The organism is Pseudomonas sp. JUb52, assembly GCF_004341115.1.
Lineage (GTDB): Bacteria > Pseudomonadota > Gammaproteobacteria > Pseudomonadales > Pseudomonadaceae > Chryseomonas > Chryseomonas oryzihabitans.
Window position 1 is genome coordinate 246918 of record NZ_SLYS01000004.1, and the last position, 15713, is coordinate 262630.

17 protein-coding genes, 1 other RNA gene and 1 pseudogene are annotated in these 15713 nt (G+C 67.2%); 9 read left to right on the forward strand and 10 right to left on the reverse strand.

Annotated elements, in window-relative coordinates; translation table 11 throughout:
- Nucleotides 1-146 precede the first annotated feature (146 nt).
- Together EC839_RS24895 and EC839_RS24900 are read left to right on the forward strand one after the other, a co-directional pair.
- Nucleotides 147-1166, forward strand: a pseudogene (locus EC839_RS24895) (methyl-accepting chemotaxis protein); the annotation flags it as partial.
- Nucleotides 1167-1307: 141 nt separating this feature from the next.
- Nucleotides 1308-2021, forward strand: coding sequence for a methyl-accepting chemotaxis protein (locus EC839_RS24900; RefSeq protein WP_372237649.1), 714 nt, complete (start codon nt 1308-1310; stop codon nt 2019-2021).
- Between the two features lie 135 nt (nt 2022-2156).
- Here EC839_RS24900 and EC839_RS09045 read toward each other — a convergent pair whose 3' ends face one another.
- The 5 genes from EC839_RS09045 to yrfG form a co-directional block, all read right to left on the reverse strand.
- Nucleotides 2157-2594: a nucleotidyltransferase family protein gene (locus tag EC839_RS09045; RefSeq protein WP_007161323.1), complete on the reverse strand. Its 438-nt coding sequence runs from the start codon at nt 2592-2594 to the stop codon at nt 2157-2159.
- Nucleotides 2595-2736: 142 nt separating this feature from the next.
- Nucleotides 2737-5061 carry an FdhF/YdeP family oxidoreductase gene (locus EC839_RS09050; protein ID WP_007161324.1) on the reverse strand — a complete coding sequence of 775 codons (2325 nt, stop codon included), beginning with the start codon at nt 5059-5061 and terminating at the stop codon, nt 2737-2739.
- Nucleotides 5062-5077: 16 nt separating this feature from the next.
- A complete protein-coding gene (fdhD, locus tag EC839_RS09055) occupies nt 5078-5893 on the reverse strand; it encodes a formate dehydrogenase accessory sulfurtransferase FdhD (protein WP_007161325.1) in 816 nt (271 codons plus the stop codon).
- Between the two features lie 94 nt (nt 5894-5987).
- Nucleotides 5988-6881 (reverse strand): LysR family transcriptional regulator, encoded by an 894-nt coding sequence (locus EC839_RS09060; protein ID WP_007161326.1) that lies wholly within the window; start codon nt 6879-6881, stop codon nt 5988-5990.
- Nucleotides 6882-6958: 77 nt separating this feature from the next.
- Nucleotides 6959-7618, reverse strand: a complete 660-nt coding sequence (yrfG, locus tag EC839_RS09065) for a GMP/IMP nucleotidase (RefSeq protein WP_007161327.1) — start codon at nt 7616-7618, stop codon at nt 6959-6961.
- Between the two features lie 63 nt (nt 7619-7681).
- On the opposite strand from yrfG, the gene nudE reads away from it, so the two are divergent.
- A complete protein-coding gene (gene nudE, locus EC839_RS09070; RefSeq protein ID WP_007161328.1) occupies nt 7682-8248 on the forward strand; it encodes an ADP compounds hydrolase NudE in 567 nt (188 codons plus the stop codon).
- Entirely contained in the window at nt 8245-9087 is an 843-nt protein-coding gene (gene cysQ, locus EC839_RS09075) for a 3'(2'),5'-bisphosphate nucleotidase CysQ (protein WP_007161329.1), read from the forward strand. The genes nudE and cysQ overlap by 4 nt, the downstream gene beginning before the upstream one ends.
- A 5-nt stretch (nt 9088-9092) precedes the next feature.
- Here the strand turns inward: cysQ and EC839_RS09080 are convergent, their stop codons facing one another.
- Genes EC839_RS09080 through EC839_RS09095 form a run of 4 tightly spaced genes read right to left on the reverse strand, consistent with a single transcriptional unit; the run spans nt 9093 to nt 13420 of the window.
- Nucleotides 9093-10322 carry a 2-octaprenyl-3-methyl-6-methoxy-1,4-benzoquinol hydroxylase gene (locus EC839_RS09080; RefSeq protein ID WP_007161330.1) on the reverse strand — a complete coding sequence of 410 codons (1230 nt, stop codon included), beginning with the start codon at nt 10320-10322 and terminating at the stop codon, nt 9093-9095.
- Between the two features lie 19 nt (nt 10323-10341).
- Nucleotides 10342-11523, reverse strand: a complete 1182-nt coding sequence (gene ubiH / locus EC839_RS09085; protein ID WP_007161331.1) for a 2-octaprenyl-6-methoxyphenyl hydroxylase — start codon at nt 11521-11523, stop codon at nt 10342-10344.
- Nucleotides 11510-12859, reverse strand: coding sequence for a Xaa-Pro aminopeptidase (gene pepP, locus EC839_RS09090; RefSeq protein ID WP_007161332.1), 1350 nt, complete (start codon nt 12857-12859; stop codon nt 11510-11512). The genes ubiH and pepP overlap by 14 nt, the downstream gene beginning before the upstream one ends.
- Before the next feature lie 6 nt (nt 12860-12865).
- Nucleotides 12866-13420: a UPF0149 family protein gene (locus EC839_RS09095; protein WP_007161333.1), complete on the reverse strand. Its 555-nt coding sequence runs from the start codon at nt 13418-13420 to the stop codon at nt 12866-12868.
- A gap of 98 nt (nt 13421-13518) precedes the next feature.
- Here EC839_RS09095 and EC839_RS09100 point away from each other — a divergent pair, with 98 nt between their 5' ends.
- The 4 genes from EC839_RS09100 to EC839_RS09115 all read left to right on the forward strand — a co-directional run bounded on the left by EC839_RS09100 (nt 13519) and on the right by EC839_RS09115 (nt 14935).
- The gene (locus EC839_RS09100; protein WP_007161334.1) at nt 13519-13749 is read left to right on the forward strand and encodes a TIGR02449 family protein; all 231 of its coding nucleotides are present in this window, start codon (nt 13519-13521) and stop codon (nt 13747-13749) included.
- Complete coding sequence (locus tag EC839_RS09105; RefSeq protein ID WP_007161335.1) at nt 13746-14054, forward strand: cell division protein ZapA; 309 nt, start codon at nt 13746-13748, stop codon at nt 14052-14054. Before EC839_RS09100 ends, EC839_RS09105 begins: the two co-directional genes overlap by 4 nt.
- A 58-nt stretch (nt 14055-14112) precedes the next feature.
- A non-coding RNA gene (gene ssrS, locus EC839_RS09110) (6S RNA) lies at nt 14113-14290 on the forward strand.
- 9 nt (nt 14291-14299) lie between these two features.
- Complete coding sequence (locus EC839_RS09115) at nt 14300-14935, forward strand: 5-formyltetrahydrofolate cyclo-ligase (RefSeq protein WP_132832513.1); 636 nt, start codon at nt 14300-14302, stop codon at nt 14933-14935.
- Here the strand turns inward: EC839_RS09115 and EC839_RS24140 are convergent.
- Complete coding sequence (locus tag EC839_RS24140) at nt 14902-15069, reverse strand: hypothetical protein (RefSeq protein WP_165904664.1); 168 nt, start codon at nt 15067-15069, stop codon at nt 14902-14904. The two genes, EC839_RS09115 and EC839_RS24140, sit on opposite strands and share 34 nt — an antisense overlap.
- A 182-nt stretch (nt 15070-15251) precedes the next feature.
- On the opposite strand from EC839_RS24140, the gene EC839_RS09120 reads away from it, so the two are divergent.
- Nucleotides 15252-15707, forward strand: coding sequence for an EVE domain-containing protein (locus EC839_RS09120; protein ID WP_007161338.1), 456 nt, complete (start codon nt 15252-15254; stop codon nt 15705-15707).
- Nucleotides 15708-15713 lie beyond the last annotated feature (6 nt).

Genomic DNA, 15713 nt, shown 5'->3' on the forward strand with positions numbered 1-15713 from the left:
TCATAAATAGACTTACCTTTAATTAAATATTGTAAATATAAGACTTTCCCGCATTACCCTCGGCTAAATTCCGCCACTTCTCATCACCTTTCAAACTCCGGAACTTTCCGCCGAACATCGGGAATAGCCCCATGAAAATGAGCAATATGAGTGTTCGTACGAAGCTGTTTTCCGGTTTCACCGCCCTGATCATCCTGACCCTGGCCATTGCCTATGCCGGCTGGGATGGTATCCAGGCCCTGGGCCGGCGCGGCAATCTCATCGAGCAGTTCACCCAGATCGGCCTGCTCACCCGTGACATGCGCAATGCCCGTACGGATTTCGCTCTAATGCCGGAAGCGGATCAGGCCAATCGCTGGAAACTGGCCATCGACGCCCTCGAACAGCAACTGAAGGTAGCCCGTCCGCTCTTCAAGCGGCCGGAGAGTCAGGCGCTGCTGGCCCGTACCGAGCAGACCCTCAAGGAATATCGTGACCTCTATCAGCAGACGCTGAAGGTGACCCGGGACCGTACCACCCTGGTGCAGAGCATCCGCGATACCGGCGATACCATGGACAAGCACCTGCAGGAGGCGTCCAGCACGCTGGACAGCGAGATCGACCATGGCGGTGTGCAGCTGCCTCCCCTACTGGCGGCACTGCAGAAACTGCGAATCGATCTGCGCCTCTATGTACTCAAGTCTGCCGGTCCGCAGCAGGAAGCTCTGCAGGCGTCCCTGAGCCGGGTCGGCAACGTGCTCAAGGCCTTGCCAGCCAGCAGCATCTCGACCCCGGGCCTACAGCCATTACCAGGGCTCTACGACGGATATCAGCGCCAGGTGCAACAGCTGTTCAGTATCCAGAAGCAGTACGAAGACGCGGACCAGGGCCTCGACCAGCGCATCCAGGCGCTGCTCAAGACCGCCGACGAGATGAAGCAGGTCCAGGGTCAGTTCCGCCTCGGCGACATTCGCGACGCCAAGCTGATGCTCCTGGGTGGCCTGCTGCTGGCGGTGCTGCTGAGCCTGGTCGCGGCCTGGATCATCACCCGCTCCATCGTGACCCCGCTGCGCCAGACCCTGGCGACCGTGGAGCAGCTTGCCGCCGGCGACCTGACCGTCCAGACCCAGACGGAGCGCAAGGACGAGCTCGGCCAGTTGCAGGCGGCCATGCAACGCATGATCGTCAACTTGCGCGACCTGATCCGCGAACAGAAGGATGGCGTCGTCCAGGTGGCCAGCGCCGCCGAAGAACTCTCCGCCATCACCCAGCAGACGCGCTCCGGTGCCACGGCGCAAAAGGTCGAGACCGAACAGATCGCTACCGCCATGCAGCAGATGACCGCCACCATCAGCGAAGTGGCCCGCAATGCCGAACTGGCCTCGGCCTCCGCCCGCGAGGCCACCCTCAAGACCCGTGAAGGCGATGAGATGGTCAACCAGGTCGCTGCCCAGATCCAGACCCTGGCTCAGGAAGTGGACAGCACCCAGGTCACCATGGGGCTGCTCAAACAGGATGCCGACCGCATCGGCGGGGTGCTGGACGTGATCAAGACGGTCGCCGAACAGACCAACCTGCTGGCGCTGAATGCCGCCATCGAGGCCGCCCGTGCCGGTGAGGCGGGTCGCGGCTTCGCCGTGGTGGCCGACGAGGTGCGCGGCCTGGCGCAGCGCACGCGCTCCTCTACCGACGAGATCGCCAGCCTCATCACCAGCCTGCACGGCAGCACCGACAAGATGAGCGCCGCCCTGGACCGCAATATCCAGCTGACTGGCGACAGCGTCGACCTGACCCGCCAGGCGGGTGTGGTCCTGGCCAGCGTCAGCAGCGCAGTGGGCGAGATCGAGGCCATGAACGAGCAGATCGCCACCGCGGTCGAGCAGCAGAGCGCGGCCGGTGAAAACATCAGCCGCAGCGTGGTCAAGGTCCACGAGGTCGCCGACCAGACCGCTGCTGCCACCGAGAAGACCGCCGGCTCCAGCACCGAACTGGCTCACCTGAGCCTGCAACTGCAGGAGCTGACCGCAAGATTCAAGGTCTGAGGCCTGTACCGGGCGGTCCTTGGGTACCGCCTGGCAGCCCGGCTGCCACGCCAAAGGCGCAAAAGGCGTCGCGCTCGACAGCCCTGCCGCAACGCCATCGGCAGGCACTGCCGAGCAAAGCCTGCGCGAGCACCGTCAAGGCGCCTGAATCCGCAATCGCGGCCACCGCCCGAGCCAACCCTTGGTCGCGACGCGCTGACGAAAGGCCTCGGGCCGGGGCCGCCAGGGGTTGGGCGTGAGGTGCAGGGCAAAGAGCCCGGACTGAGCGAAAGGGCTGATCACTTCGATAGCGCCTGCCGGAGTAAGGCGGGCGGCCAGCGCCGTTTCCACCTCGGGCCAGTGGGCCATGGCATCCCGGCAGTGGCGATAAGGGCGATCGCCGTTACGCAAATGCATCCGCGCCTGATTCTTGACCGACCAGGGCCAGCCCGGCGCCTGCGCCGCCAACAGCGCTTCGATCTCCCTGTCCCGCTCGGGCCGGCAGTCGGCGGCATCGAAATAGATGACATCCAGATCCGCCAGCGGCGTCGGCTCAGCATGGCCGTGCAGTCGATCCCAAACCAGATTGCGCACGAAGCCAGCAGCCAGCCAGGCGTCGGGCAGGTTCAGGTCGGCGAGAGCGGCGAGCAGCCCGTAGCGGACCAGGTCGCGCTGAGCCAGGTGACGATGCGCTGCATGGCTGCCCTCTCGAATCGAGAGGACAGCCTAACCCCGATCAGGCCACCGAGGCGATGCGGTTGTCGGCGCTGGCCTTCTCGACCTTGATGGCGACGAACTTGGAGGTGGGCGTGAAGCTGCCCTCGCCGTAGCTTTCCAGGGGCACCAGCGGATTGGTCTCCGGATAGTAACCGGCGGCCTGGCCGACCGGGATGTCGAACGGCAACGCGGTGAAGCCGCGGACCCGGCGCTCGAGGCCGTCGTCCCACAGGGCGACCAGATCCACCTTCTCGCCGGCGGCCACGCCCAGGCGATCCAGATCGGCCTGGTTGACGAAGACCACATCGCGCTGGCCCTTTACGCCGCGATAGCGATCGTCGAGGCTGTAGATGGTGGTGTTGTACTGGTCGTGGGATCTCATGGTCTGCAGGATCAGATCCGGCTTGATGCCCTGGCGACGGACCGCGTCCGGCAAGAGGTCATGCAACAGCGCATTGGCCGCGAAGTTGGCCTTGCCGGTGGGGGTGTTCCACTCGCGGCGCCCGGCCTTGTTGCCCAGGTAGAAACCGCCGGGTGCAGCGAGACGCGCGTTGAAGTCCTGAAAGCCGGGGATGACGTCGGCGATCAGGTCGCGGATGCGGTCGTAATCCTCGATCAGCCAGTCCCAGTCCACCGGATGGTTGCCCAGGGTGGCCTTGGCCAGGCCGGCGACAATGGCCGGCTCGGACTTCATCTGCGACGACAGTGGCCGCAGGATACCGGCCGAGGCGTGCACCATACTAAAGCTGTCTTCCACGGTGATGGCCTGCTTGCCGCCCTTCTGCACGTCCATCTCGGTGCGGCCCAGGCAGGGCAGGATCAGCGCCTGGCGACCGGTCACCAGGTGGCTGCGGTTGAGCTTGGTGGCGATATGCACGGTCAGGTCGCACTGGCGCAGCGCCCTGTGGGTGCGCGGGGTGTCCGGGGTGGCCTGGGCGAAGTTGCCGCCAAGGCCGATGAACACCTTGGCCTTGCCCTGCTCCATGGCGGCGATGGCCTCCACGGTGTTGTGACCACGATTGCGCGGCGGCTCGAAGGCGAAGCGCTTGGCCAGGGCGTCGCTGAGCCAGGCCGGGGCCTTCTCGTCGATGCCCATGGTGCGGTCGCCCTGGACGTTGCTGTGGCCGCGCACCGGGCAGAGGCCGGCGCCGGGCCGGCCGATGTGGCCGCAGAGCAGCTGCAGGTTGGCGATCTCCTGCACCGTGGCCACCGAATGGCGGTGCTGGGTGATGCCCATGGCCCAGCAGATGATGACCTTCTCGGCGCGGGCATACATGCGCGCGGCCTGTTCGATCTCGTGCAGCGACAAGCCCGACTGGCGCTCGATCAGTTCCCAGGAGGTGGCGTCGACCTGGGCCAGGTAGTCGTCCATGCCCAGGGTGTGGGCGGCGATGAAATCGTGGTCGAAGACGCGCTTGGCGCCCTTGGCAGCGGCTTCGCGCTCCCACTGCAGGAGGTACTTGGCGATGCCGCGCAGCGCCGCCATGTCACCGCCCAGGGCCGGACGGAAGTAGGCGGTGTTGGTCGGCCGCGAGTCGTTGGTAAGCATCTCCAGCGGACTTTGCGGATGCTGGAAGCGCTCCAGGCCGCGCTCCTTGAGCGGGTTGAAGCAGACCACCTGGGCGCCGCGCTTCACCGCGTTGCGCAAGGTCTCGATCATGCGCGGGTGGTTGGTGCCGGGGTTCTGGCCGATGACGAAGATGGCATCCGCCTCGTCCAGGTCGTGATAGGTCACGGTGCCCTTGCCGACGCCGATGCTGCGGCCCAGGCCGACGCCACTGGCCTCGTGGCACATGTTCGAGCAGTCGGGGAAGTTGTTGGTGCCATAGGCGCGCACGAACAGCTGATAGAGGAAGGCCGCCTCGTTGCTGGCGCGCCCCGAGGTATAGAACTCGGCTTCGTCGGGGCTGGCCAGGGCCTTGAGCTCCTTGGCGATCAGCGCGAAGGCGGCGTCCCAGGCGATGGGCACATAGCGATCGGTGGCCGCGTCATAGCGCAGCGGCTCGGTCAGCCGGCCCTGGTATTCGAGCCAGTAGTCGCTCTGCTCCAGCAGCGAGGTCACGCTGTGGCGAGCGAAGAAAGCGGCATCGACGCGGCGTTTGGTGGCTTCCCAGTTGACCGCCTTGGCGCCGTTCTCGCAAAACTTCACCAGGCCGTTTTCCGGGGCCTCGCCCCAGGCGCAGCCGGGGCAGTCGAAGCCATGGTCTTGGTTGGTCTTGAGCAGGGTACGCAGATTCTTGAAGGCGTTGCCGCTGTCGAGCCAGAAGTGCACCACGCTCTTCAGGGCGCCCCAGCCGGCGGCGGGGCCTTGATAGGGTTTGAAGGACTGCTGAGGTTTGTTCATGGCGATTCCCGTGGGATCAAGGGGCCACCGGCGCCGGGGCATATACCCGCGGCGGCGACCGGTGTGGCAGATGGATCAGATTGAGACGATGACGGCGCGCCCACTCCACGGCCAGCCCGGTAGGCGCCGACAGGGTGATGAGGGTGGCGAGTCCGGCCCGCACCGCCTTGTGGATGAGTTCGAGGCTGCAACGGCTGGTGACCACCACGCAGCCCTCGCGCACCGGCTGGCGCTGGCGCAGCAGGGCGCCGATCAGCTTGTCCAGGGCGTTGTGGCGGCCGATGTCCTCGCGACACAGGGTCAGTTCGCCCTGGCCGTCGATGAACAACGCGGCATGCACTGCGCCGCTGCGCTGGCCCAGGTCCTGGGCGGCATCGATGCGTTGGCGCAGGTCATGCAGGTGGGCGGCCGGTGGCAGCGGCACCTTGCGCAGGCGATCCAGCTGCGGCAGCGCCTGTTCCAGGGCCTCGACCCCGCACAGGCCGCAGCCACTGGTGCCGGCCAGCTGGCGGCGCTGCTGCTTGAGCGCCCAGAAGGTACGGCTGCTGATCTCGACGTCGACATTGAGGGCTTCGCCAACACGCCGCACCTGGATGCCATAGATGTCGTCGATGGCATTGACGATACCGGCGCTGAGGCTGAAACCGACCACGTAGTCTTCGACGTCGGCCGGCGTCGCCATCATCACCGCATGGCTGATGCCGTTGTAGGCGATGGCCAGCGCCACCTCCTCGGCCAGCGGCTGTTCGCCGCGCACGGCAGGCTGCTCCAGCTCGGCGAAGGCATAGCCGGCGGGGGGCGCGGCAACGAGGTCTGGCGAATCCTGGGACATGGGCGAAAACGACCTGCGGCGGTTTGACACAGATCAAAGATTAACCAGCACATCCCGGGGCGTCTAATCGCTATGACCGATGCCTTGATAAACGCTATCTATCACTCTCGGCATAGAGCGCCTTGACCGCTTGGAAACAGGCATCGGCGACCGCCAGTCGGGGTTCGGTCCGACGAATGAGCAGCCCCAGGGGCGCCAGGGTACGGGCCGTGGCGATGGGGATCAGCCGCGCATGGGGGGTGAGCCGATCGAAACCGCCGGCCAGGGGCACCACGGCGCAGCAGAGACCGGCATTGACCGCCTGCAAGAGCAGATAGACGGCGTCGGTCTCCAGCACCGGCTGCGGCGTCAGCCCCAGGCTGCGAAAGCCATGGTCCACCGACTGGCGAAAATGCATGGCGCCGGTAAGCAGGCCGAGCGGCAAGCCGGCCACCGCCTGCCAATCCAGCGCGGCCTGGTCGAAGCTGAAATGCCGCTCGTCATAGAGCAGGCCCATGCGCGTCTCGGTCAGGGTCAGGCTGTCGAAGCGCGCCGGATCCAGGTGTTCCAGGTAGGAGATGCCCAGCTCCAGGCGATTGCTGGCCACGGCTTCGAGGATGCGCTCGGTGCTGAGCACCTGCAGCTGGAAATGCAGCTTGGGGTGCAGCAGGCGCAGGTGCTGCAGCAGCGGCATGGGATCGAAGCTGGCCAGCGGCACCAGGCCGACCCTCAGGGTGCCCACCAGTTGCCCCTGGAAGGCCTGGGCTTCGGCATAGAGACCGTCATGAGCGGCCATCAGGGTGCGCGCCCAGGCGAGAATGCGCTGCCCCGCCTCGGTGAATCCCTCGAAGCGCTGCCCGCGACGCACCAGCTCCACGCCCAGCTCGTCTTCCAGACCACGCAGGCGCATGGACAGGGTCGGCTGGGTGACGTGGCAGCGCGCCGCGGCCTGGCCGAAGTGACGCGTCTCGTCCAGGGCGATGAGAAAGCGCAGTTGCTTGATATCCACTGATTACCTCCGGGCGCTCTGCCCCCTCTCCCCCTGGGAGAGGGCCGGGGTGAGGGTCGCCAGGACTGCGGCAGTCCTCACTGCGGCAGCAGCTCGCGATAATCCCGCACCGCCTCGAACTCCTCGCTGTCCTTGGGACCGCGACGGCTGTCCGGCTCGTGGATCGCCAGCAGGTGGGCGACGCCATAGTCGCGGGCGCTGCGCAGGATCGGCAGGTTGTCGTCGATAAAGAGGGTGCGCGCCGGATCGAAGGCGAAGTCCGCCTGCAGGGCGTGCCAGAACTGCTGTTCTTCCTTGGGGAAGCCGTAGTCGTGGGAGCTGATCAGCCGGTCGAAATAGGGCGCCAGCTCGATACGCTCCAGCTTCAGCGACAGGGAATCGCGGTGGGCGTTGGTGATCAGCGCCACCCGCTTGCCGGCGCGTTGCAGGGCGGCGAGAAAGGTGTCGGCGTCCGGCCGCAGGGCGATCAGGTGGGCGATCTCCTCCTTGAGTTCGCGCATGGAAAAGCCCAGCTCGGCGCTCCAGAAGTCCAGGCAGTACCAGGTCAGCTTGCCCTGGTGGCTGAGAAACAGCGGCTCCAGCTCGGCCTTGGCCAGCGCCAGGGACTGCCCGTGGCGCTCGGCATAGCGCTGCGGCAGGTACTCTAGCCAGAAATGGTTGTCGAAATGCAGATCGAGCAGGGTGCCGTCCATGTCCAGCAACACGGTATCGATACGGCTCCAGTCGAGAGGGGTCATGGTGACTCCGGATCATGTAACAGGCGGGTTATCATACCCGTCCGCCCAGCCCAGGAGCCGTCCATGCGCCAGAAACCCACTGTTCTCGCCCGACAGATCGTGGCCAAGAGCCGTCTGTTCACCGTCGAGGAGATGCAGTTGCGCTTCGCCAACGGCGAGGAGCGCACCTACGAGCGCCTGGCCAACAAGGGCACCGGTCATGGCGCGGTGATGGTGGTGGCCCTGCAGAATGCCACCCACGCTCTGCTCATCGAGGAATACTGCGGCGGCGTGGAAGACTACGAGCTGTCGCTGCCCAAGGGCCTGGTGGAGCCGGGCGAGGAGATCCTCGACGCCGCCAATCGCGAACTCAAGGAAGAAGCCGGCTTTGGCGCGCGCCAGCTGGAATACCTCACCGCCCTGTCGCTGAGCCCGGGCTACATGAGTCAGCGCATCCACGTGGTGCTGGCCCGCGATCTCTATCCCGAGCGCCTGCCGGGCGACGAACCCGAGCCCCTCGAAGTCAGCAGCGTCGACCTGCGCGAGCTGTCGCAGCTGGTGCAGAATCCGCGCTTTTCCGAAGGCCGCGCCCTGGCCGCCCTCTACCTGGTGCGCGACCTGCTCACCCAACGCGGAGAACTGCCGGCATGATGGCGCCCGTTTCCATTACCGCTCCGCTGGTGCTCAACGTCATCGACCTGGTGCGCCAGGCCGGCGCGGCCATCCTGCCCCATTGGCGCCAGGGCGTGGCGGTACGGCAGAAGAGCGACGACTCGCCGGTGACCGCCGCCGACCTCGCCGCCCACCGGGTGCTGGCCGAAGGCCTGGCACGCCTGACCCCGGACGTGCCGGTGCTGTCGGAAGAAGCCTGTGACATTCCCTTCGCGGCGCGCAGCGCCTGGGACGTCTGGTGGGTGGTCGACCCCCTGGACGGCACCAAGGAATTCATCGACGGCAGCGAGGAATTCACCGTCAACGTGGCCCTGGTCGAACGCGGCCAGGTGATCTTCGGCGTGGTCGGCATCCCGACTCGGGACGTCTGCTTCAGCGGCGGTCGCGAACTGGGCGCCTTCCGCATCCAGGGCGAGGACGGCGTCGAGATCGGCGTGCGCACCCAGCCGGAAGAAGCCTTCACCGTGGTCGCCAGTCGCCGCCACGGCAGTCCGGCGCAGCAGCGCCTGCTGGAAGAACTGGGCACCACCCTGGGCGAACCCAAGCTGGTCAGCGTCGGCAGCTCGCTCAAGTGCTGCCTCCTGGCCGAAGGCCTGGCCGACTTCTATCCCCGGCTCGCCCCCACGTCCCAGTGGGACACCGCCGCCGCCCAGGGCGTGCTGGAAGGCGCCGGCGGCGAGGTCCTGACCCTGGACGGCCAGCCCCTCACCTACGAGATGCGCGAGTCCTTTCTCAATCCGCACTTCCTCGCCCTGCCCCGCGAGGCCACCTGGCGGCAGCAGGTGCTGGAGCTGGCCGGAGACCTGGGCGACGCCTGAGGCCGTCAGGCCACTACCTTGGCCAGCTCCGGCACATCGCCGGACAGGCCCAGGGCGCGGCGCACGAACAGGGCCTTGGCTTCGAAATGGCGATCGACCTGCTTGAGCGCGACGTTGCGCAGCCAGCGCAGCGGCAGGCGGTCGTCCTGGAACAGCCGCTGGAAGCCTTCCATCGCCGCCATCATCGCCAGGTTGTGCGGCATGCGGCGGCGCTCGTAGCGCTCCAGCACCCGCTGCTCGGCGATGGATTCGCCGCGCGCCTGGGCATGGCGCAGTTCCTCGGCCAGCACCGCGGCGTCGAGAAAGCCCAGGTTCACGCCCTGCCCGGCCAGCGGGTGGATGACGTGGGCGGCATCGCCGATCAGGGCCAGACCGGGTTCCACATAGCGCTTGGCATGGCGCTGGCGCAGGGGGATGCACAGCCGTGTGTCGCTGCACTCCACCTTGCCCAGGCGCTGCTCGAAGGCCTCGCCCAGGGCCTGGCAGAAGGCCGCGTCGTCCAGGGCCATCAGCCGCTCGCCCTGCTTGGGCGTGCAGGACCAGACGATGGAGCACCAGCGGGTATCGCCGCCGCGGTCCAGGGGCAGGAAGGCCAGCGGGCCGTCGTCGGTGAATCTCTGCCAGGCGGTGCGCTGATGCGATTCGGCGCAGCGCACGCTGGTGACGATGGCGTGGTGCAGATAATCCCATTCGCGAGTTTCCAGCCCGGCCAGGCGGCGCACGGCGGAGGTGGCGCCATCGGCGGCCACTACCAGCGGCGCGCGGATCTGGCGGTCGCCGGCCAATTGCACCAGCCACTGATCACCGGAGCGGCGCAGCAATTCCAGGCGCGCCTCGGGCAGGAGCAGGACGTTGGCCTCGGCCAGGCGTCCGAGCAAGGCGTCCTGCACCACGCGATTCTCGACGATGTGGCCGAGCACCTCGGCGTGCACGCTGGCGGCATCGAAATGCACGGCACCGGTGCCGGAGCCGTCCCAGACGTGCATCGCCTGGTAGGGACTGACACGCCGCGCCAGGATGCCGTCCCAGGCGCCCAGGCGTTGCAGGATGCGCTGGCTGGCCAGCGACAGGGCGCTGACCCGGGGTTCGAAGGGCAGGTCGCTCTCGACCGCGCCGGGGGTGAGCGGGCCACGGTCGAGCAGCACCACCGACAGGCCGCTGTCGGCCAGGGCCAGGGCCAGGGCGCTGCCGACCATGCCGGCACCGACGATCACCAGATCCGCATGGGTCAGCATGCTCGTTTCTCCTCGCAGGTCAGGGACGGGTACCCAGGCCCATGGCCTGGCGGGCGAAGGCGCTCTTGGCCGGCGGGCACAGCTCCAGGCCGACCAGGCCCAGGTTGCGTCCGGCACTGAGCCAGGGCCGGCTGTTGGAAAACAGCCGGGTGATGCGATCGGAAAAGCCGATGGTCAGTTGCTGGTCCAGGCGCTGGCGCCGCAGGTAATCCTGCAGGGTGGCGAAGTCGCCGGGCGCCGCCGCACTTTCCAGCAGGCACTCGGCCAGGCTGTCGACATCGCGCAGGGACAGGTTGAAGCCCTGGCCAGCGATGGGATGCAGGCTGTGGGCGGCGTTGCCCAGCACCACCAGGTGCGGGCGGACCTGTTCGTTGGCTTCCAGCAGGGTCAGCGGATAGGCATGGCGGGTGCCGACCTGGGTGAAGCTGCCGAGGCGATAACCCACCGCCTGCTGCAGCTCGGCGCGAAAGACGGCAGCGGGCGCCTGTTGCAGCCGTATGGCCTCGCCGTCCGGCTGGGTCCAGACCAGGGCGCTGCGCTGGCCCGGTAGGGGCAGCAGCGCCAGGGGGCCGTGGGGCGTGAAGCGCTCGAAGGCGCGGCCGCCATGGCCGAGATTGGTCGAGACGTTGGCGATCAGCGCGGTCTGCTCATAGACCGTCCGCCGCACCTCGATGCCGAGGGACTCGCGCAGCGCCGAGCGGCCGCCGTCGGCCAGTACCGCCAGGCCGCATTCGAGGATGTCGCCATCCTCCAGCTCCAGGCGATAGCCGTCGGCAACGGCGGTGAGCGTGCGTACCTCGGCCGGGCAGCGCCATTCCACCACCTCGCGATCCAGCGCCTGCCAGAGCACCTGGCCGATCCAGGCGTTCTCCACCACATAGCCCAGCGCTGGCAGGTTCTCGTCGCGGGCGAGCAGCTGGGTCACGCCGAAGCGGCCCTGGTCGGAAACCTGGATCTCGCGGATCGCCTCGGCATGCTCGGCCAGGGCATCCCAGACACCGAGACGCTGGTAGATCAGCCGCGAGCCGTAGGAGAGCGCCGAGGAGCGGGCATCGTAGCTGGGCTGATAGGTGTCGCCGGGGGCGAAGGGCTCCACCAGCAGGATGCGCCAGCCGCGCGCCTTGGCGCCGGCCTGCAGGGCCAGGGCCAGACTCGCGCCCACCAGGCCGCCACCGATGATGGCGATATCAGGACGTTGCATGAGCGTTCTCCCGGCGGTCGCGCGCGGCCGCCATCAAGCCTTCGATCTCCGCGGCCGCCTTGGGCAGGCCGGCGGTCAGCACCTCGCAACCACTGCGCGTCACCAGCACCTCGTCTTCGATGCGGATGCCCAGGCCGCGCCATTTGCGCGGCACATCGGCATCCGTGGGAATGTACAGGCCCGGCTCCACGGTCAGCACCATGCCCGGCTCCAGCATCCGCCACTGATCGCCGATGCGGTATTCGCCGACGTCATGGACATCCAGCCCCAGCCAATGACCGGCGCGGTGCATGTAGAAGTCACGACAGGCGCCGGATTCGATCAGCTCTTCCAGTTCGCCGTCGAGCAGGCCCAGTTGCAGCAGCCCCTGGGTGATCACCCTGACCGTGGCCTCATGGGGTTCGTTCCAGTGCCGTCCGGGCGCCACGCAGGCGATGGCGGCCTGGTTGGCGGCCAGAACGATGTCGTACAGCTGCCGCTGCTCCGGCGAGAAGCGGCCATTGACCGGAAAGGTGCGGGTCACGTCGCTGGCATAGCATTCCAGCTCGCACCCGGCATCGATCAGCACCAGGTCACCGTCGCGCAAAGGGGCGTCGTTGGCCTGGTAGTGCATGACGCAGGCATTGGCCCCGGCGGCGACGATAGAGCCATAGGCCGCCAGCCGGGCACCGCCCTGGCGGAAGCAGTAGTCCAGCTCCGCCTCCAGATGATACTCGCGCAGCCCCGGTCGGCAGGCCTGGATGGCGCGCAGATGGGCGGCGCAGGTCAGCTCGGCGGCGGCCTTGAGCAGGCGCACCTCGGCGGCCGACTTGTACAGCCGGCTGTCATGCAACAGGGTATCCAGCGCCAGCAGCTCCCGCGGCGGCGAGGCGCCCTGGTCGGCCTTGGCGCGGATCAGTTCGATCCAGTTGAGCAGTTGCCGCTCGAATTCCGGATGGGCGCCCATGGCGTAGTAGACCCGTTCACGCCCTTCCAGCAGCCCGGGCAGGATGTCGTCCAGATCGCCGATGGGAAAGGCATCGTCGGCGCCATAGTCGGCCAGTGCCCCTTCCTGACCGGCGCGCCGGCCCTCCCAGCGCTCCAGCTCCGCGTCCCGCTCGCGGCAGAACAGCAGGTATTCTCCATGGGCGCGACCAGGAATCAGCACGGCCAGGGCCTCGGGTTCGGGAAAGCCGGTGAGGTACTGGAAGTCGCTGTCCTGGCGATAGGGTTGTTCGATATCGCGATTGCGCAGGCACACCGGCGCGGCGGGCAGCAGGGCGATGCCGCCGTGGCCGATCTCGGCCATCAGGGCGCGGCGGCGACGGGCGAATTCGGCCTTGTGGATTCGCGGCATGGCCGCTCAGTGCACCACGGGCGCGGGTTCGGGAATGGGACCGCGGCCGTATTCGCCATACAGCAGCAGCGGGGCGACGCGCAGGTATTCGGTGACTTCCATGAAGTCGTTCTCGCCCTCTTCGCCTTCTTCCGCAGGCTCCTGGATCTGGGCGATGGCCGCCAGGTCTTCGAGCACCTCGCGCGCCTCGCCGGAGACCTCGCCGGTACGCCCGGACAGGCCGAAGCCGGCCAGGAAGCCCTGGCACCACTGGCCCAAGGCGGCGGTGCGCTCGGCAAGGGGGAATTCGTCCGGGGGCAGCATCAGCACCAGGGCCACCTGCTGGCCGGCGAATTCCTGCTGCACCATGCCCAGCAGACCCGAGAGCGCCGCCTGCAGCCGCTCGCCCGGCGCGCCACCGAGCAGCTCGCTGGCCGCGGCCAGCCAGTCGTTCTCGTCGAAGCCCGCGCCCCCGCAGACCCGCCCGAGTAGGTGACCGTGGAGTTCGGCGGGCGAGACCGGCAGAGCGGCCTCGGCGAGCAGGGTGGAGAAGGCGGCGTAGGCGGATGCTGAGCTGGACATGGCGTCGAGGTGAGGCGCTGGCTAGAATGAAGCCTTATCCTACGCGCTGACCCCGCCGGCGGCCAATCTCGTTGCACCCTTCTGGAGCTGTAGCCCTCATGCGCGAGTCTCGCGACACGCCCCTCGACGCCGATCTGGAAGCCCTCGGTGACCGTGTGGAGCGCCTGCTCCTGCGTCTCGAGGAATTGCAGCGGCAGAATCGACAACTGCGCCAGGGCGAGCGCAACTGGCGCCAGGAGCGCGCCGAGTTGATCGAGAAGAACGAATTGGCCAGATCGAAGGTCGAAGCGATGATTTTACGCCTGAAAGCCTTGGAGCAGGACTCATGAGCATCGAGACCGTGACCGTCCAGATACTGGAAAAGGAATATCGCATCAGCTGCCCGGCTGACGAGCGCGCCAACCTGGAGAGCACCGCTCGCTACCTGGACGGCAAGATGCGCGAGATCCGCGGCAGCGGCAAGGTCATCGGCGCCGACCGCGTGGCCGTGATGGCCGCCCTCAACATCACCCACGAACTGCTGCACCGCCAGGACGACGTCAGCCTGGAAGTCAGCAGCACCCGCGAACGGGTCCGCGACCTGCTGGATCGCGTCGACCGGGCGCTGATCACCGAACACGACACCACCGCCTGACCGCCGACCGGAGACAGGTGGGGGTTTGCATCCCGGCTGAGGGGCGTATACTGGAGATCACTCTCTGGTGTGTACGCCAGTCGGTCATGTCCCCGAGCCGATAAGCAACACCCCGGGGGTTGCTCGTAAGACTGGTGTGCATGTCCGCTAAGGCGGAAAGCCTAAAGGTCTACGACTTCTCCCACCTTGAACCAAGGGTTCAAGGGCTACACCGGCAGCGGCATTCCGGAGAGCTCATTTTTCCCATGACCACCCCGCCTTCCCCTGATCTCAGCAGGCCCGCGCTGCGCAAGCTCCTTCGCCAGCGACGTCGCGCCCTTACCCCTGTTCAACAACGCCAGGCCGCCCGCCAGCTCTATCGGCAACTCGCCCAGCATCCGCTGTTTCGTCGTGCCCGGCATATCGCCTTCTACCTGCCCAGCGATGGCGAGATCGACCCGCGTCCGCTGCTCGAAGAAGCTCAGCGCCGCGGCAAGGCCACCTACCTGCCGGTCCTTTCCCGCTGGCCCCGCACTGCGATGATCTTTCAGCGCGTGGGTCGCGGCGAATCCTGGGTGCGCAATAGATTCGGCATCGCCGAGCCGCGCCCGGATCGGCGCCTAGGCCGCCCGACCTGGGCCCTGGAGCTGATCCTGATGCCACTGGTGGGCTTCGATCCCCAGGGCGGCCGCCTGGGTATGGGCAAGGGCTTCTATGACCGCAACTTGGCCTATCTGGCGCGCCGGCGGCAATGGCACAGCCCGCAGCTGATCGGCTGTGCCCATGAATGTCAGAAGGTGGAGCGGCTGGCACTGGCGGCCTGGGACGTGCCCATGGCGGCCGTGGTGAGTGATGGCGGCTGGTACGCTCAGCGTACAGGCGGTACGTCCCGCGCCGGCTGAACGACGCTGGTGTAGCGGGCGTATTGCTGCTGGCTCTGGTGCTGCTCCCAGAAGCTCTGGGTATACCCGGTGGTGACGACGCCCAGGGTAAAGATCAGGACCAGCACCCACAACAGATCAGGTTTGCGTTTCATCGAGCTGGGCCACCCCCTTGCTGGCACCTTTGGGCAGGACAGGACGTCGCCCTGTTATGCTCAGCGCGTACGATCAGACTACATCCGGAATGCGCGGCATTCTGCGACAAGCGGTCGCCCCTTGCAATCGACCAGACCCTTTCCCGGAAGCTCCCGAGCCTCCATTCGTCAGGAGACGAACCGTGGCCTGCTGGCTGTTGAAATCCGAACCCGCTGAGTTCTCACTGGACGACCTGCAACGCCTGGGCCAGGCGCGCTGGGATGGGGTGCGCAACTACCAGGCGCGCAACTTCCTGCGCGCCATGGCACCCGACGAGCTGTTCTTCTTTCACCATTCGAGTTGCGCCGAACCGGGCATCGCCGGCATCGGCCGCATCGTCGGCGAGGCCTTCGCGGATCCCACCGCCCTGGATCCCGAAAGCCCCTACCATGCGCCCAAGGCCAGTGTCTCAGACAATCCATGGACGGCGCGCCAGGTCGCCTTCGTCGAGGCCTTTCCGCGGGTCCTGACCCTGCCGAGCCTGCGCCTGTTGCCGGCACTCGCCGACTTCGCCCTGCTGCGCAAGGGTAACCGCCTCTCGGTGATGCCGGTCAGCGCGGCAGAATGGGCGGCGATCGTCGCCGCGGCGCGCGACTGATCGCCG

Excerpts from the sequence above, each read along its gene's own strand:
- EC839_RS24900 (WP_372237649.1), top strand. The coding sequence starts at position 1,308 with ATGCAGCAGATGACCGCCACCATCAGCGAAGTGGCCCGCAATGCCGAA.
- EC839_RS09050 (WP_007161324.1), bottom strand. The coding sequence starts at position 5,061 with ATGAACAAACCTCAGCAGTCCTTCAAACCCTATCAAGGCCCCGCCGCC.
- fdhD (WP_007161325.1), bottom strand. The coding sequence starts at position 5,893 with ATGTCCCAGGATTCGCCAGACCTCGTTGCCGCGCCCCCCGCCGGCTAT.
- yrfG (WP_007161327.1), bottom strand. The coding sequence starts at position 7,618 with ATGACCCCTCTCGACTGGAGCCGTATCGATACCGTGTTGCTGGACATG.
- nudE (WP_007161328.1), top strand. The coding sequence starts at position 7,682 with ATGCGCCAGAAACCCACTGTTCTCGCCCGACAGATCGTGGCCAAGAGC.
- cysQ (WP_007161329.1), top strand. The coding sequence starts at position 8,245 with ATGATGGCGCCCGTTTCCATTACCGCTCCGCTGGTGCTCAACGTCATC.
- EC839_RS09080 (WP_007161330.1), bottom strand. The coding sequence starts at position 10,322 with ATGCTGACCCATGCGGATCTGGTGATCGTCGGTGCCGGCATGGTCGGC.
- ubiH (WP_007161331.1), bottom strand. The coding sequence starts at position 11,523 with ATGCAACGTCCTGATATCGCCATCATCGGTGGCGGCCTGGTGGGCGCG.
- pepP (WP_007161332.1), bottom strand. The coding sequence starts at position 12,859 with ATGCCGCGAATCCACAAGGCCGAATTCGCCCGTCGCCGCCGCGCCCTG.
- EC839_RS09095 (WP_007161333.1), bottom strand. The coding sequence starts at position 13,420 with ATGTCCAGCTCAGCATCCGCCTACGCCGCCTTCTCCACCCTGCTCGCC.
- EC839_RS09100 (WP_007161334.1), top strand. The coding sequence starts at position 13,519 with ATGCGCGAGTCTCGCGACACGCCCCTCGACGCCGATCTGGAAGCCCTC.
- EC839_RS09105 (WP_007161335.1), top strand. The coding sequence starts at position 13,746 with ATGAGCATCGAGACCGTGACCGTCCAGATACTGGAAAAGGAATATCGC.
- EC839_RS09115 (WP_132832513.1), top strand. The coding sequence starts at position 14,300 with ATGACCACCCCGCCTTCCCCTGATCTCAGCAGGCCCGCGCTGCGCAAG.
- EC839_RS24140 (WP_165904664.1), bottom strand. The coding sequence starts at position 15,069 with ATGAAACGCAAACCTGATCTGTTGTGGGTGCTGGTCCTGATCTTTACC.